The sequence below is a fragment of the Bradyrhizobium sp. CCGB12 genome, assembly GCF_024199845.1.
GTDB lineage: Bacteria > Pseudomonadota > Alphaproteobacteria > Rhizobiales > Xanthobacteraceae > Bradyrhizobium.
The window spans coordinates 5,923,947-5,939,034 of record NZ_JANADO010000001.1; the positions used below are offsets into that span (position 1 = coordinate 5,923,947).

Below are 15,088 nucleotides of genomic sequence, written 5' to 3' on the forward strand. Positions count from 1 at the left end.
ACTCCTTAGATCCGCTTCATTTTCTGATTTGTTAGCGCCACGCACGAGCAAGACGGCACGCATCGCTGAACAGACCTACCCACGACCGTGCCTTCACGAAGGATCTCACCGTCACCCTCTCTTTCTCGATCTTGGGCGTACCATCCACGCGTACAAAGTTCTGCATCGCCCTGGAGACGAGCTGCGGGTAGGTGAGAAAGAAATTTTCCGAGTTTGTGTGCATCAGTTTCGGTAGGTCCTTGTACTTCTTGAGGTCCTTCATGACGAAAGAATTGTCCAACATCTTCTTGTAGAGTGATAGATTTGTCCCCGTCATGGGATCGCGCCGCGAATTGACGTGGACGATTGCTTCGGCGGCGATGCGACCTGATGTCAGGGCGAGATTGGAGCCCTCGCGATGAATAGCATTGTTGAGCTGCGCCGCATCGCCAACCACCAGCCAGCCCTCGCCATAGAGCTGCGGGATTGCCTTATATCCGCCTTCAGGAATGAGATGCGCCGAATATTCTTTGACCTCGGAGCCGACGATCAGAGGCGCCACAGATGGGTGCCTTTTGAAGTGATCGAGCAACCCGTACGGCGTTTCGCCTGTACGCCGGAAGTCGGAGACAAGACAACCCATGCCCAGTGAAATGCATTCCTTGTTGGCATAGATAAAGCCCATGCCCGTCATGCCACGGGAGATCGTACCCGCTGCCTCGATCACTACCCCTTCGTCCTCCTTGAGATTGAAACGAGCCTCAATCGTCTCCCGCGGCAAGAAATGCATTTCCTTTACCGCGAGTGCAACCTTGTCGGGTGTCGGCCGCTCACGTAACCCCGCGCGCGTCCCCAGCAGGCCGTTAACGCCTTCGGCCAACACGACCACGTCGGCATGTACTTCGCCGTCTTGACGATCTGTACGCACACCGATCACCTTTCCACGGCTGTCCCGTGCAAGTTCGGTGACTGTGGTCTCGTACAGAACAGTCGTTCCGGCTTCGCGTACTTTTGACGAGAACCATTTGTCGAACTGCGCGCGAATGATGGTGTAGCGGTTCGGTCGTTCTTCGTTGAACTCGTCAGAGCGGTAATGCATGCCGACGTGCGCGCGGTCATCCATCATCCAGAAGCGCTGCTCGACCAAATGACGTTCAAGCGGCGCCTCCTCCCGAAAGTCCGGAATCAGCTTTTCCATCATATCCGCGTAGAGGATTGCGCCCTGCACGTTTTTCGAACCCGCATACTCGCCGCGCTCGAGCTGTAGCACCTTCATACCGCTCCGTGCCATGGTCAGCGCCGCCGCGTTGCCAGCCATGCCTGCGCCGACCACGATTGCGTCGAACCTCTCATCGATCATGACAACCTCTTTAGCTCGCAATCCGGGCGCGCGAATTCGGAAGAAGCCGCGCTCGAAATGCGGCGGTCAGCGCCGGCAGTAGATGCACAGCATCGTGAACGATCGCGATATGGGCGAAGTCGAAGATCGGCGCGTTCTTGTCAGTGTTGATGGCGACGATTAGATCGGCGCCCTCCACACCGACCCGATGTTGGATCGCCCCGGAAATGCCAGCTGCGATATACAGCTTTGGCCGGATGGTCTTTCCAGTCTGCCCGATCTGCCGGTCGGACGTAACCCACCCCCTTTGCACCAAAGGACGCGAGCAACCGTACTCGGCTCCCAGCACTACGGCGAGTTGGCGGACCAACTGAAAGTTCTCCGGCGATCCCAATCCCAAGCCTCCGGCAACCACCGCATCGGCATAGGCCAGATTGGATGTTTCGGAATCGCGGTCCGGAATGAACGAGAGCACTTTGGTAACGATATCATCCTCAATTAGACCAAGTGGATGGATAATGATGCGAGCGGCATCGCGAATGACACGATCAGGCATTGGCATCACGCGCGGTCGAACCGTTGCCATTTGCGGCCGGTAGTTCAAGGTGTAGATCGTGCAAAGCAAAGAGCCGCCGAAGGTCGGACGTGTAGCCGCAAGCGAGCCATCCGCGTCAACATCAAGAGCCGTGCAGTCGGCGGTCAGACCTGTCAGCAGCGTTGTCGCTACAGAACCGGCGAGATCGCGGCCAAGGGTTGTGGCGCCCAGCAGCAAGATTTCGGGTTTGTACTTGGTGACCAGTTCGGTTAGCGCCTTGGTGTAGGATTCGTTGCGATACTCCGATAGCACATTGTCGGTCACGAGATAGGTCAGATCGGCGCCGTAGCAGAAGGACTCAAGTGCGGCGTTACGGGAGGCCTCACCTTCTGGACCGATTACTACGGCTGCAAGATCAACCTTCAACTTGTCAGCAAGTCTGCGGCCCGCACCCATAAGCTCCCAGGAGACGGGATGCACCTGCTCGCGTTCCTGCTCGACGAAGACCCAAACATGCTTATAGGCCTTAAAGTGCTCCGGCAGTTCTCTTCTGGCTGCAGCCCGGCCGGACCCGGCCGGCACCACGGCATTGGTAACGTTCGTCATACCCTTGAATTCCCCTCAGGACCTGCGCACCTCAGGCGCAAATCGCTTTCCAGCGTGAATTGATTGTCGACAATAGGTCCGATCAGCAACTGCCGCGTTGCTTGTCGGGTCCTGTCAGCTCCCGCATTCATAGTGCAGGGTACAAAGCGCCGCTTGACCAGCGCCCACATGCCGCGCAGGACCTTGGTCACGACGTTCTCCATGCTGGCCTCCTGCGCACTTCCTTTAACAGCTAGCTTAGGCACTCCCCGCGGAGCGTCGGCCATAGCACCGCAACGTTTTTTGATCGTTCTTTCCAGCACTGCGGACGAGACAGATCCATTCTTTGAGCGGCATGTGCACTCCGGCCTTGGCGCTGCAGCCGGCATTGAACGAGTAATGCAGTTCATGCGCGGCTCCAGCGTGAGAAACTCGCGCTAGCCCATACTTTCGGGCGACCGTGCAGACGCGAATTACTGCCGGTGATTGTGTGGACGCGGATGTGGGTGACGCGGGCGATTGCCTGCATGCCCAGTCCCGATGTGGTCTCTACGCGCGAGCTACCCATTGACCGGCACCTTTCGGCCAATGCCGGCCTCAACAGAATCCAGGTCAATCTCGAGCATGCCCACGAGCGAGGCCCACATGGTGACGGCAAGCGCGGTGTACAACATAGGCAACGTCATTGGTTCTTCCTCCAAACCTCATCCCCGGACAGCAGCATGGAAATTCGGCGTCTCTGACGCTGGTGCAGGAGGACAGCAAATGTCGTACCAGTTGAAATTACCATCGAGAATCAAAAGCGAGAACAATGACTTGAGATAAGTCGACAGCGACATCATGAGCACGGCAGATGCGACAACTCCGGATATCGTCTGATATCCGACATTGCCGCTTTGCCCATTGGTGCAGAGGCTATCGGAATGAAGACAAACTCCGCGCAGCTGGTTGTGACAACCAGCGCAATCGATAATGGGACATGCAATAGGCTACTTCAGCTCACTCAAAGGCACGAACGCCGCCGGCTTCTTGGGCTCTGAGACTGCATCCTGCAAGACTTTGAACACACGCTGGTCAATCGGTGAGGACGCCACAAAGTCGGCGTAGGCTCGCTCCAGCATCGTCTTGCATCGAGCTGTGATCTCCGCTTCCGTAGCGTCGGCAAACTGTTCCCTGCCGAGATATTGGCCCATGCGCCTTAAGATATGAAGGCGTGCGATATTGACGACCTTTGGATCATAATCGACCCCAAGCAGTGCAAAAAACTCTTCCGCAGAAGAGGCCTTTTTGAGCCGATCCAGGATAACGGCTGTCATTGGCTTGTCGCTCATCGAAAACTCTCCATTCGGTCAGCGGCGTGGCCTGTCTGGTCGCGGCAGGCCTCAGCTTGATAATCGAGGTGTCCCTCCTCGCAGTCGCCTATGTATGGCCAAACCGCGCTGCAGAAACTCTCGCAGCTATGGCAGCTTGGCAATGACGGCGCGGACAGGCTCCGGCTTCTGGTGAAAGTGCGCGCGATTTTCCAACACATCCCCCAGGTACCTCGAATTTGAGACGGCATGCTGGACACGCGCTCCTTACACGTCATGGATCAACGAGCGTTCGCGAACGTCGCGCCAGATCGCAATCAAGGTCTCGCTCTGAACCGCCCGCTTGTGCTCAACGGCATGCTTGCGCACACGCGAAAGGATCTGTCTTGCTTCATCGGCGCTGGCCGAAAGCTGCAATTCATCAAGCAACGAGGTGACCGCTGAAAGGCCTGAATGCTTGCCCATCACAAACCGGTTGGAGCGACCAAGCAGACCGGGATCAAGCGACTGATAGGTGCGTTTGTCCTTCAACAGGCCGTCGACATGAATGCCGGATTCATGGGTGAACACATGTTCACCCACGATTGCCTTGTTCAGAGGAATCGCACGTAAAGCCGCAGCTGCGACCACCGCCGCGACCTTCTCGAGTTCCGGCAGTCGGATGCCAGTTTGACGTCCGTACAGCTGCTTGAGTGCGACTGCGACTTCCTCTAGCGGCGCATTGCCCGCACGCTCTCCAAGCCCGATGACGGTCACCGATGCGTGGCTCGCGCCGCTATTAATGGCAGCGAGCGTGTTGGCGGTCGCGAGCCCAAGATCGTCGTGACCATGGAACTCAAGCTCAAGATCGGTGGCCGCACGCAACTGCTTGACAAGCGCATTGGTGGAATCCGGATCTAGTACACCAAGCGTGTCGGCAATGCGAAAGCGACGGGCGCCCGCGGCCTTAGCCGTGGCAATCAGGCGAATGAGAAAATCAACATCGGCGCGAGAAGAGTCCTCACCGCCGACCGCGACCTCTAGTCCCCGCTCGCGGGCATAACCAACCACGCGCTTGACCTTTTCAAGCGCAAATTCACGCTCGCTGCCAATCTTGGCCGCGATTTGAATATCTGAGGCGGGGATCGAAATATTGACCATTGAGACGCGCGCCTCCTTTGCCGCGTCCACATCGGCTTCACGCATTCGGCACCAACCGATAGCGGTGAGCGGAAGACCCGCTTCGACAATCGCGCGAATAGCAGCGACCTCGTCCCCGCCCATGGCCGGCGTTCCCGCTTCAAGCTCAGTAACGCCGGCTCGCGCAAGCGCTTGCGCGATCGCCAGCTTTTCCTTAACCGTGAACGCAACCCCGGGGGCCTGCTCGCCGTCGCGCAATGTCGTGTCGTTGAGCACGATTGGCTTAGCCGATGCCGTCTCGGACGACCGTTGGCCAGCAGTGGCGACGATCATGAGCAGCTCCTTGTTTTGTTTGACCAAGGTCGGTTTTGCAACCCGCGTGCCATTCCGGTAGCGACCTAACGCCCTGCAAACCCGCTATTTTCGCTGCGAACACATTGTTGTAAATACAACAGCACTAAAATTGCGCCTCACAATTCTCGTTCGCACGGGCAATTGCCGTACGGACGGTGAGGAAATACTTTAACGGCTGGGGTCCCCTCTCATGCAACTTCGATTCTCGAGAACGGGTTTGCGCATTTCACGATAGACGCTCGTCGATCAACCAGTGATACGAAACTAAACGTCGTGTTGGCGTCAACCTGTGCGCTGCTTGAGACCTGATCGATCGCAAGGTAGCCGCTTCGGCAGGCTAACGTACTGTAGATGGAAAGCAGGCCGCCAGCCAGACGTTGCGCGATTTTCTAGACCGTCGTCTACGGCAAGGTGCTGAACCCGTTAACACTCGCTCGCAGCGGCAACGCACGCCGATGAAAACGTTCGCGTCCGCGGTAGCGTCCCTTTTAGCTTCATCCTAGCACATCGTTACGGGACAACGCCGCGAAGCGAAAAGAAGTCAAGATGCGCATCAAATAGTTCTGCTATCCGTGACCGAACTGGGCGCCCCCTGTCGTAAAACGTCGCGCCGGCGCTCTGCCATCCGGCTCTCGCCACTTTCAGCACCAAAGCAGACGTTGAATTCGTTACATTGCGTGCACACAGGCGCGGTGCACATCACGAGGCCATCGTTCTCGCACAGCGTCCGATAGAAGAAACGCTTCCATCGCATATTATTGATATTACGCGCGGCGAGCGGCGCGAAGTGACGGCTAAGCAAGCGAGAGAGCTCCCCGCGATTACGCAATCCGAGATCTTCCCAGAGGTGATTCGGCTCAATGGCCCGACGTGCAACCATCGCAGCAAGCCACCCGCTGATCCTGCCTTTGGTCGATTGTTGTCCAAGTAGGAGATCACGAATCATTGCGACCTCCTCGTCCTCATCGCCCTTGAAATGCAAAAGCTGCTTATCGGCTTTGATCTCAACCGCCGGGAAGCAGTGCTCCAGCAATAAGGCGAGCTCCTGGCCGGACAGGCCGGCGTTGCCGGGGACTAGACCACCATCCATCGCGGCAGCCGCAAGGATCGACGCTAGCACATGACGGTCGAAATTGGTGTCACTCGCAATATGGGCCTCTGCGGGGAACACCCCCGTGAGCAGGCGATAGACCGTAGCTCCACGATGCGCTTGACTAGTCGCGTCGGTGGGATGGGCCGCCACGAAGGAAAAGAATTGCGCTTCGACCATAGTTCGCGAGGTTCAACAGCAGTCGGATACGCCGCTTCTCATCACACGACGCTTATCCCGATCGAGATCTCTGATCGAAATGCCGGTCCCCCGGGAAGGGGGAAATAGGGGGACCGGCATCCGTCGCGTGCCCTTGCGAGGCCGCGACCCGCGCCCTTTACGAGGCCGCGAGCTCGGCGGCGGTCTTGCCGACGATAGATTCGTCGACCGCCTTCATAATTCCGTGCTCCATTAGCATATCCTCGAGCTCGTCCATGGAAATGGGAGTCGGGATGATGCCCTTGCCGCCATTGTTATGGATCCTGGTCGCGAGATTGCGATAGTGATCGGCCTGCGCGCAGTTTGGCGAATATTCCAGCACCGTCATGCGGCGTAGCTCCGCATGCTGTACGACGTTATCGCGAGGCACGAAGTAGATCAGTTGGGTCCCGAGCTTCTTGGCCAGCGCCTCGGCCAATTCCAACTCCTTATCGGTCTGTCGCTCATTGCAGATCAGACCGCCGAGCCGCACACCGCCGGAGTTGGCGTATTTGAGAATGCCTTTGGAGATGTTGTTGGCGGCATACATCGCCATCATCTCACCCGACATCACGATATAAATCTCCTGCGCCTTGTTCTCTCGGATTGGCATAGCAAACCCGCCGCAGACGACATCGCCGAGGACGTCATAGGAGACATAGTCGATATTCTCATAAGCGCCATTTTCTTCCAGGAAATTGATCGATGTAATGACGCCGCGTCCAGCGCAGCCGACACCTGGTTCAGGCCCGCCCGACTCCACGCAGCGAATGTCTTGGTAGCCGACCTTCATTACGTCCTCGAGTTCGAGGTCTTCCACACTGCCAGCGTTCGCTGCGAGGCTCAAGATCGTGTCCTGCGCCTTGGCGTGCAAGATCAAGCGGGTCGAGTCCGCCTTAGGATCGCAGCCTACAATCAGGATCTTGTGACCCATCTCTGCCAGCGCTGCCAGCGTGTTCTGCGAAGTGGTCGACTTTCCGATACCGCCCTTGCCGTAGAATGCGATTTGTCTAAGGGAAGACATGTTGCTCTCCATCAACCGATTTGCCAAAGTTGCGCGCCTGGGCGCGCGAGCTTGTTTCTCTTTCAGAAACGGGGCACACGGGGGGAAGGAGAGCATCGCTCGTCTTGCGCGTCTGCGTGCACTCAGCCCTCGCTCAGTGTTGCTCTATGCTGGTTAGCAATCCCCGTGCCAGTTCTTGTTCTTTCTTCTCACGCATCCGTTTTCGCTTTGAACGCCGACGAGCCGTTGAACTGCACCAGCTGTTTGGCCGCGACAGCATTTCGCCAGTCAGACATCGGACAAGGATTGGCATCGAATGGCCGTTTCCTGACGTGCGGTTCACTCAGATCTGGAGCGGGAATGGCCAAATTGTCCGCAAGTCAGTCCTCGACGACCTGCCGATAGCGGCAATGCAGGTCGGATTGTGATCGCAGACGAATGACCCGACGGAGGCATTCAGGCCGGCAAGGATCCACATCCTCGCGCGGCTCGCAACTTTTAGCCGCATGACAAGGCGAAGACGCTTGAGATTGATGCCCCGGAAAGATGCTATTCAAGGGCCGCTCCGGGTGGCATAGATGCGCTGAATTTCAATGATGAGCTAGTGCTGTTCCTGCTCAGACCGGAGCACACCAGATGCTCGATCGAATTGTTCGCACGAGGAACCCGGCATGAACTGCGCGCCCGCCCGGGTGAGATGATTTTCAGCGCCGACTAGCGGTCCGACGGAAGAAAACGGAAAGTAAGCACCTCCTGTGGGTCACCTCCGCTCGGACGTGCGTGATGGCCTTCACATGAGCCCGCTTTCTCCAATTCGGATTTGCGCTTCGCGACAATGCGAATTGCGCATGCGCGGGCATGACGGGCGGCGCCATTTCGACGAGCAAGATCGTGGTGGCCCATCGCGAAAGAGCATGAAATGAAAAACTGTCTTTAAGAACGCCGCTGCTTAAACACATAGAGACGAGCGGCGATATGGAAGACCCACCACGTCTCACGACGGCGATCCTCATGCATCGTGGTCAACAATTATTCCGTGCCACGAGCCGCCCGGTTTGATTGGCATCAAACCCCTTGCCATCGGCTTGTGTCACAGAGGTGCCGCGCTACTCGTTGCGCAAGATTGGGAATGGAGATTCCGATGAGAACAAGAACAATTCTGACGTCCGCATCGCCTCTCGTGCTGGCTGCGGCGCTCGGTGGAGGCCTCATGTCAGTACAGGCGGCTGATCTAGCGTCAGCGACGCTCCATACCAGAGCGCAGCACGTCGAGGCTTTCAATCCTTGGATGATCCGCTTGCGAGTACTCGGCGTTTTACCGGACCTCGGGGCGAGCTCGGTCAACGTCGCTGGCGTCCCATCCCTGTCCTCGCCGAACTCAACCCTCTCGATCAGCGATCAACTCATCCCTGAACTCGATATCACCTATTTCTTCACTACGAACATTGCTGCGGAACTCATTCTGGGCGTAACCAAGCACCACATCACAGGCACCGGAACTCTCGATGGACTCGATATCGGCAAAGCCTCGCTGTTGCCTCCAACACTGACGCTGCAATATCACTTCACCGATTTCGGCGCGTTTAAGCCATATGTCGGTGCCGGCATTAATTACACCGTATTCTTTAGCCAATCCGCTGCCAATACGCGATTCGCCGGACTTGCCGTGACCGATCTGCGTATCAGCAACCAGGTTGCCCCGGCAATCCAATTCGGCTTCGACTACATGCTCGACCGTCATTGGGGCCTCAACTTCGATGTAAAGAAGCTGTGGCTCAGGCCCGCTTATTCGGCGACTGTGAATAACACAATTCCAGTCGCGGGACAGGCCAACATAGACCCATGGCTGGTGAGCGGCGGCATCACATACAAGTTCTGACGGGATCGTTTGATTGATCGAAGCATCGAGCGTGACAACGATTCAAAGAAGCGTCATCTCGCTCGACCGCCCCGAAACTCAAGCCCTTGCGTTCGCGTTTGGTGCCGGCCAGTGTCGGCACCAGCAGAAGCTGACGGATGCGAGCAACACGAGTGATCGGCATTTCTTGCGTCGCGGTACGCACCTGGCTGTAAGGTCAACCAATGACGGTAACTAGCGAGTGGACCGGGCCACCACGGAGAGACCTAAACCTCGAAACCTTCTACGGTGATCAGCGATGCGTGCGCTGGCATCCGACGGTGGCGCTACAAGGGTCTCGCCGGTCACATCCGTTTCAGATGCCTCGGCGCCTGAAACGACGTCCACCATTAGCTCTTCAGTATTTGAGCTTTCGTCGTCTTAGTCCCTTTTGGCCTCTTCTAACTTCTTCCTGCGATATCCGGTGATCATCAAGCGCATATACGCTTTGGGGACAATTGGTGTTTGACCTTCCAATGTTGAGATACCAGTCGTCATCAGGTCTGCGACAGCGAAGTCTTCCTTGGTCTCCGTGATGAACATCGTACTGAATTCAACACTGGGACGCGGCGGCTCTCGCCGATGTCGTCGATCTGCGAAAGACCAATCGCGCTAATGCCGCTCCGCTCGCATCGGCTAGACAGACCGCGAACACCTCGATCTCGTGGCCACCCTCTTTATCGACGGTTCATGCCAGTGCTGTAGTTTCTGTCGTAGGGCACCAACTATGGCCCCGGGTCGGCAAGCAGGCTACGGCCGTGGGCCAAGCCGACAAGCAGAGCTGGCACAGGCATTGGAAATATGAAACTACTGATCTGGCGTGAGCCTCGGCGGGCGCTCACCGATCTGGAGCCCGTGCCAAGCAGTGCGAGCAAGGGTATGCCTTGGTGACATCGTCCTATCTTGCGGAAGGGCAAACACCTTGTGGTCCATGATGGGCGACTCAATCGATTGCGCCCCGCGCCGCTGCAGCACTGCCGAGTACAACGGAGGTGCGCTCATCAGGATGTAGCGCAACGATGGCGACGCAAACCAACTACCAGATCGGCGTCGTCCGGCAGGCGAGCAGGCGCTCGATTTCGATCAATTCCTCTGTGGCGAGTGCCACTGTTGCTCCTATATGACCGTTCACGAGCATCACCGCCAGAACAGCCGCTCCGGGTCATTGTTCAATTCGTCGATCGCCGAAGCCAGCCGGTGGTAGAGGCTGTAGAATTCCCACATGCCCCTTGTATGGTTCTTGAAAAACAGCTTCCAGGTTCCGCTCACGGTTTCGTAATGAAATACAGCGACATCAATCAGGCGGCCGTCCCCGTCGATATTACGCGAGCAGCAGGGGCTCTCGATAAGATAACCAGCCTTCACCGGAGTCACACTCGGTGAGACGTACCGATAGTACTTGCGCGAAACCAAGGCACGCTCAATCCTCTTGCGATCGAGCTCGTTCGGATGGACGATCACTCCGACTGGCACCTTTCTCGTAACTTTCATTGCGAGAGCCTCCGCTCAAACCCGGACGATTTCCTCTTCTAGACAACCGACGACCAGCCGCCCACCGAAATCCACGAGATAAATGGGCACGCTCGCTTCAGTATGCATCAACACCCTGACGATCTCGCCGATTCCACCCGCGCCGACCAAGATTCCCTCAGGCGGCGCGTTCTCAACTGAGCCGTCATTGATGACATCGACCGCGGTTTTCACGCGCTGGCCCGATCGATATTTTGGAACGCGCGGCTCCATCATGATACCGCCTCTTCTGGCAACGGCAGATCGGAACCCTCTTCGCACGCGTCGATCCGATCGAGCTCATTGCGCTTCATGCCTACACGGTTGCCACTTTCAACAAAATCAACGCCGTAGATATAGAACTGCTGCAGGAACGTGCCGATTGACACCACGTAACCAACGTCTCCCTTCTTGGCCAAGACGTCGCCAATCTCCTTGCCGTGAAAAGTGCCATCATTTCGAATCGTCCAGCGGGCTCGCACCTTTTCGCCAAAGTTGAAGGCAGGCGGCCCGCTTAGCTCGACCACATCATTATCCCGAACAACATTGTTCATGTATCACTCCCTTTGGACCTGCAGGACGGACACGACGCGAGCGCGGGTGATCTCCTGCTCCACATTGTCCTTACCCTCGATGTCGTATGCCAACTCGTCGCCCCGTGCGCATGGCCGCTTCGTAGCCAATACGACGACATTGGTCGTTCACACCCGACGTGCGGCAAGCCTGGATGTCCTCGTCATTTATCAGCGAGGCCGAGCCATCGTAGCGAGATCCCCTGCGCCATGGCCGGGCAATGTGACCCGCAACGTCGTTGCCAGCGAGGCTCGTAGAAATGAAGGCTGTACAGTGCCAACCAGGACGACGGAATGGTCTTGGGTCAATGCACGTCTTCGCGCATGTGCTGCTCGGCCACTTCGCCCGGCTGATCGAAGACCCTAGGCTGCCACAACTGATTTTTGGCGTGGCATGCCTTCGCTGAGCAGCGTGAGCGCGATCACCGCCATCTTGCTGGCCGAGACCAGATTCGCGAGATCCAACTTCGCGGGTAACATTCCTCTTTTGGCGGGCGGCCACTTCGACCTTGAGCCAGCTTTGGCGCAGAACAGGCCAGTCGGCACAGCGGTGCCCGACAAATCCGTGACAGGAGGGCTGCTTCAGCGGACGCGTGGAATAGAAGCCGCCTTGGAGCGTTGCGCTCCACGCCGTTCTTGCGCGGAGGCCGGCGACGGCGGCGGACCTATATTGGCGATGGGTCCCGAGTAACCATCGTGTCCAAGCCTGACGCGTCCTCGAGTGTACGCCACGAAACTGATGACGTTCAGCGGCGAGGCGCGACACGAAGCTCACGAATACACCCCTTCTAGATGGGCCCTTGATAGCGCGGCAATGATGTGTCGATGACGCAGGTGCCTTCGACCGGACAGACGGCGGCGCACTGGGGCTCGTCGAAATAGCCGATGCATTCGGTGCACCTCTTTGCCTCAATAATGAAGCTTCCAGCCTTCTCCGAGATTGCAACGTTCGGGCATAGCGATTCACAAGCCGAGCAGCTCGTACACTGCGCAGAAATGATCTTGAATGGCATCGGTCCGACATCCTAAGCCGCCGAGATCAGCGGCCCTTGCCGGATCGCGGCGTCGCCGCGCTGGACGTGCTGGATCTCACCGCTTTTCACCCTATCGAGATAGGACCGGAACCAGGCGATCGCCGCTTTCTCAATAAATTCATGCGCGTGTTTTTCCACCGGCTCGATCCCGGCATTGGTCAGATTCAATTTTGGGCAGCTGCCGATCTTGGCCACGAATACAGCATGGCAGTCGTTGATGGCACGGATGATGCTCGCAAGCCGATCGTTCTCAGCATATCCGCCCTGGCAGTAAAGGTCGACACGGCGGTGGCCGACGAATTTGACACCCAATGTCGAGAGTTCGTATATTTGAAACTCTTTGGCATGCCCAAAATGCTCATTGATCAGCCCTGAACCTTTAGTTGCGACCGCAGCCAGAAGCCTGATCTCGTCCATCTCACCAGCGATTTTTGCTAGCTCCTCCTGCCTGGCTGCGATCTGCGCTTCACGCTCATCTTCGACTTTGGCGTGATACGCCCTGCGCGCCTTGAGGTCATATTCAACGTCCATGGCCATGATCTTCTCTGTAGTAAACTCGGCGCGGCGATCGTCTCCAAGAAGGCCGATTGCATCAGCGCGGCACTGGCGGCAGTGCCGCATCATGTTTATCTGGCCTTCGCAAGCATCTTGCAGCGCTTTCAGCTCCTGCGCGGTCGGGCCTCGCTGCCCATTGAGGCCGAATGCGGTGCCGTGTTCGGGCGCCGAGATCAGTGGCATGATATTATGTAGGAAGGCGCCGCGCGACTTGACCGCCCTATTGACCTCGACGAGGTGCTGGTCGTTGATGCCGGGGATCATAACCGAATTGATCTTGCATAGGATGCCCCGGTTCGTGAGCATCTCGAGACCCTGCAGCTGACGATTGGTGAGTATTCTTGCGGCTTCGATGCCGGTATATCGCCTGTGGTTGAAGAAGATCCACGGATATATTCTGGCGCCGATTTCGGGATCAATCATATTTATGGTGATGGTAACGTGGTCAATTTTGCAGCGGGATATCGTGTCGACGTGATCGGGCAAATCGAGCCCGTTTGTTGATAGACACAACTTGATATCTGGTGCCACCGTGGCAACAAGTTCGAAAGTTTTGAATGTCTTTTTCGGATTGGCCATGGAATCGCCAGGCCCGGCGATACCGAGCACACTCAGCCGTGGAATGCTCGTGGCGACCGCGGCTACCTTTCTCGCCGCCTGCTCAGGAGTGAGCTTTTCGCTAACTACTCCTGGACGCGATTCATTGGCGCAGTCGTACTTGCGATTGCAGTAGTTGCACTGAATGTTGCAAGCGGGCGCCACAGCGACATGCATGCGAGCGTAGTGATGATGGGCTTCTTCGCTGTAGCAGGGATGGTTCTTAATCTTATCCCAAATCCCAGATGGCAGATCGCCTTGCGCGGCACGTGACTCGCAGCTCCGCTTGCTGCTACTCGAAGAGCTTCGGCCCCCCTTGTAATCAGCGATGACCCGCATCTTGCCGCCCGCTTCCGCAGCCATGACATTCTTTCGGGGTTCGGCAACAGCGTTCATATTCAGTTCTCTCCTGCTGGCTGAGTAGGTTGGCGACGACGACAAGCCCTCGCCCCGAGCGACGACAGGATGGACTGAGCAACTCGCGTGCCAAGACGGAAACGATGGCATTTCTGTCTTTGTGAATGAGTTCGCTTGGGCGATCCACTCCGTTGTGCACGCGCCACCATGACTCATATGTCGGAAACGCGACAGCAGTCGCAATGTTGACGGAGGGACGCCAATGTTCGCGTTCTCATACGTCACCGACTGAGCTCGCTTTAGCTCCGCTCGCCTGCGCCGATTCTGAGGTGCGATCTTCTATATCGCACCGGGATCGGCGGACCCGCTCTGCACCATTACCTGGAAAGCGATATCTCCATCGAGCGGAGGTCGTTGCGTGAGAGCACTTGCGGATCGACGATCGGGTAATGGACACCGGCAGAGTGCTTCGCGATCGGCCACGCATAGATGCGCATTGGCTGGACGTGGAAGCGACAGCCGATGGAGAGAGATCTCCGCCCTGTCACCGATGCTTTGATCAGCTTCTGGGCGTCGATTTCAGCCAAGGACCTCGACGTAATCTGAGTCAGTGAGCAAGAAGTTCTTGGCCGGTATCGCCCTGCCATGCGGCTGCTACAACACAGTAGGCCACGGGCTGCTGAGGCGTGATCAATCTTGGACCGCCGAATCGTGAGAGCGGCACCAGCGATTGGTGCCTTGCACCTCACCGATCCGTTATTACGCTTTCCAAGCGCCGCGCGTATGCTACCGTCGTAGCAAGAGTCCGCTATCAGGCACGGGCAGGATCGCAACACGATGATGCAGCGGTGTTGGACCGGCGGAGAGATCCATCAGTTCCGTCACAGTGCAACGATGCTTGTTGCTCCGATATATTGCGCGACGCTCAGGCATTGCTCCTTAGCCTGGCGCTGGCGCAACCTTCTGGCGAAAGTCAACCAAGGGCTCAGGCCATTGGTATCCAGGGCCGGGCAACTCGACGCGGCCTGCTCCAAGAAATGCCGGCTCTCATCCTA

General features: G+C 57.3%; 15 protein-coding genes. 1 reads left to right on the plus strand and 14 read right to left on the minus strand.

What is annotated here, in order from left to right; all coding sequences use genetic code 11:
• Nucleotides 1-31: 31 nt before the first annotated feature.
• From NLM27_RS27070 to nifH, 8 genes are all read right to left on the minus strand, one after another.
• Entirely contained in the window at nt 32-1,339 is a 1,308-nt protein-coding gene (locus NLM27_RS27070; RefSeq protein WP_254146196.1) for an FAD-dependent oxidoreductase, read from the minus strand.
• A gap of 10 nt (nt 1,340-1,349) precedes the next feature.
• Nucleotides 1,350-2,459, minus strand: coding sequence for an electron transfer flavoprotein subunit alpha/FixB family protein (locus NLM27_RS27075; RefSeq protein WP_254146197.1), 1,110 nt, complete (start codon nt 2,457-2,459; stop codon nt 1,350-1,352).
• Nucleotides 2,456-2,662, minus strand: a complete 207-nt coding sequence (locus NLM27_RS27080; protein WP_254146198.1) for a hypothetical protein — start codon at nt 2,660-2,662, stop codon at nt 2,456-2,458. The genes NLM27_RS27075 and NLM27_RS27080 overlap by 4 nt, the downstream gene beginning before the upstream one ends.
• A gap of 336 nt (nt 2,663-2,998) precedes the next feature.
• Nucleotides 2,999-3,124, minus strand: coding sequence for a hypothetical protein (locus NLM27_RS43650; RefSeq protein WP_256570029.1), 126 nt, complete (start codon nt 3,122-3,124; stop codon nt 2,999-3,001).
• Between the two features lie 303 nt (nt 3,125-3,427).
• Complete coding sequence (gene nifW, locus NLM27_RS27085) at nt 3,428-3,769, minus strand: nitrogenase stabilizing/protective protein NifW (protein WP_254146199.1); 342 nt, start codon at nt 3,767-3,769, stop codon at nt 3,428-3,430.
• A 246-nt stretch (nt 3,770-4,015) separates the two neighbouring features.
• Nucleotides 4,016-5,200, minus strand: a complete 1,185-nt coding sequence (nifV, locus tag NLM27_RS27090) for a homocitrate synthase (protein WP_254146200.1) — start codon at nt 5,198-5,200, stop codon at nt 4,016-4,018.
• 574 nt (nt 5,201-5,774) lie between these two features.
• On the minus strand, nt 5,775-6,491 hold the full coding sequence (locus NLM27_RS27095) for a nitrogen fixation protein NifQ (RefSeq protein WP_254146201.1): 717 nt from the start codon (nt 6,489-6,491) through the stop codon (nt 5,775-5,777).
• A gap of 157 nt (nt 6,492-6,648) precedes the next feature.
• A complete protein-coding gene (gene nifH, locus NLM27_RS27100) occupies nt 6,649-7,533 on the minus strand; it encodes a nitrogenase iron protein (protein WP_254148938.1) in 885 nt (294 codons plus the stop codon).
• Nucleotides 7,534-8,641: 1,108 nt separating this feature from the next.
• Here nifH and NLM27_RS27105 point away from each other — a divergent pair.
• Nucleotides 8,642-9,391: an OmpW family protein gene (locus tag NLM27_RS27105; RefSeq protein ID WP_305887601.1), complete on the plus strand. Its 750-nt coding sequence runs from the start codon at nt 8,642-8,644 to the stop codon at nt 9,389-9,391.
• A gap of 1,155 nt (nt 9,392-10,546) precedes the next feature.
• On the opposite strand, the gene NLM27_RS27110 is transcribed toward NLM27_RS27105, so the two are convergent.
• From NLM27_RS27110 to NLM27_RS27135, 6 genes are all read right to left on the minus strand, one after another.
• Complete coding sequence (locus NLM27_RS27110) at nt 10,547-10,900, minus strand: DUF3024 domain-containing protein (protein WP_254146203.1); 354 nt, start codon at nt 10,898-10,900, stop codon at nt 10,547-10,549.
• A gap of 15 nt (nt 10,901-10,915) precedes the next feature.
• On the minus strand, nt 10,916-11,155 hold the full coding sequence (locus tag NLM27_RS27115; protein ID WP_254146204.1) for a nitrogen fixation protein NifZ: 240 nt from the start codon (nt 11,153-11,155) through the stop codon (nt 10,916-10,918).
• A complete protein-coding gene (locus NLM27_RS27120; protein WP_254146205.1) occupies nt 11,152-11,472 on the minus strand; it encodes a nitrogen fixation protein NifZ in 321 nt (106 codons plus the stop codon). The genes NLM27_RS27115 and NLM27_RS27120 overlap by 4 nt, the downstream gene beginning before the upstream one ends.
• Before the next feature lie 806 nt (nt 11,473-12,278).
• Nucleotides 12,279-12,503, minus strand: coding sequence for a 4Fe-4S binding protein (locus NLM27_RS27125; RefSeq protein WP_254146206.1), 225 nt, complete (start codon nt 12,501-12,503; stop codon nt 12,279-12,281).
• 12 nt (nt 12,504-12,515) lie between these two features.
• Nucleotides 12,516-14,072, minus strand: a complete 1,557-nt coding sequence (nifB, locus tag NLM27_RS27130; RefSeq protein ID WP_254146207.1) for a nitrogenase cofactor biosynthesis protein NifB — start codon at nt 14,070-14,072, stop codon at nt 12,516-12,518.
• A 338-nt stretch (nt 14,073-14,410) separates the two neighbouring features.
• A complete protein-coding gene (locus tag NLM27_RS27135) occupies nt 14,411-14,620 on the minus strand; it encodes a hypothetical protein (protein ID WP_254146208.1) in 210 nt (69 codons plus the stop codon).
• Nucleotides 14,621-15,088 lie beyond the last annotated feature (468 nt).

Bases quoted from the DNA above. Each gene is read 5' to 3' on its own strand.
- NLM27_RS27070 (WP_254146196.1), bottom strand. From the start codon at position 1,339: ATGATCGATGAGAGGTTCGACGCAATCGTGGTCGGCGCAGGCATGGCT.
- NLM27_RS27075 (WP_254146197.1), bottom strand. From the start codon at position 2,459: ATGACGAACGTTACCAATGCCGTGGTGCCGGCCGGGTCCGGCCGGGCT.
- NLM27_RS27080 (WP_254146198.1), bottom strand. From the start codon at position 2,662: ATGGAGAACGTCGTGACCAAGGTCCTGCGCGGCATGTGGGCGCTGGTC.
- NLM27_RS43650 (WP_256570029.1), bottom strand. From the start codon at position 3,124: ATGACGTTGCCTATGTTGTACACCGCGCTTGCCGTCACCATGTGGGCC.
- nifW (WP_254146199.1), bottom strand. From the start codon at position 3,769: ATGAGCGACAAGCCAATGACAGCCGTTATCCTGGATCGGCTCAAAAAG.
- nifV (WP_254146200.1), bottom strand. From the start codon at position 5,200: ATGATCGTCGCCACTGCTGGCCAACGGTCGTCCGAGACGGCATCGGCT.
- NLM27_RS27095 (WP_254146201.1), bottom strand. From the start codon at position 6,491: ATGGTCGAAGCGCAATTCTTTTCCTTCGTGGCGGCCCATCCCACCGAC.
- nifH (WP_254148938.1), bottom strand. From the start codon at position 7,533: ATGTCTTCCCTTAGACAAATCGCATTCTACGGCAAGGGCGGTATCGGA.
- NLM27_RS27105 (WP_305887601.1), top strand. From the start codon at position 8,642: ATGGAGATTCCGATGAGAACAAGAACAATTCTGACGTCCGCATCGCCT.
- NLM27_RS27110 (WP_254146203.1), bottom strand. From the start codon at position 10,900: ATGAAAGTTACGAGAAAGGTGCCAGTCGGAGTGATCGTCCATCCGAAC.
- NLM27_RS27115 (WP_254146204.1), bottom strand. From the start codon at position 11,155: ATGATGGAGCCGCGCGTTCCAAAATATCGATCGGGCCAGCGCGTGAAA.
- NLM27_RS27120 (WP_254146205.1), bottom strand. From the start codon at position 11,472: ATGAACAATGTTGTTCGGGATAATGATGTGGTCGAGCTAAGCGGGCCG.
- NLM27_RS27125 (WP_254146206.1), bottom strand. From the start codon at position 12,503: ATGCCATTCAAGATCATTTCTGCGCAGTGTACGAGCTGCTCGGCTTGT.
- nifB (WP_254146207.1), bottom strand. From the start codon at position 14,072: ATGAACGCTGTTGCCGAACCCCGAAAGAATGTCATGGCTGCGGAAGCG.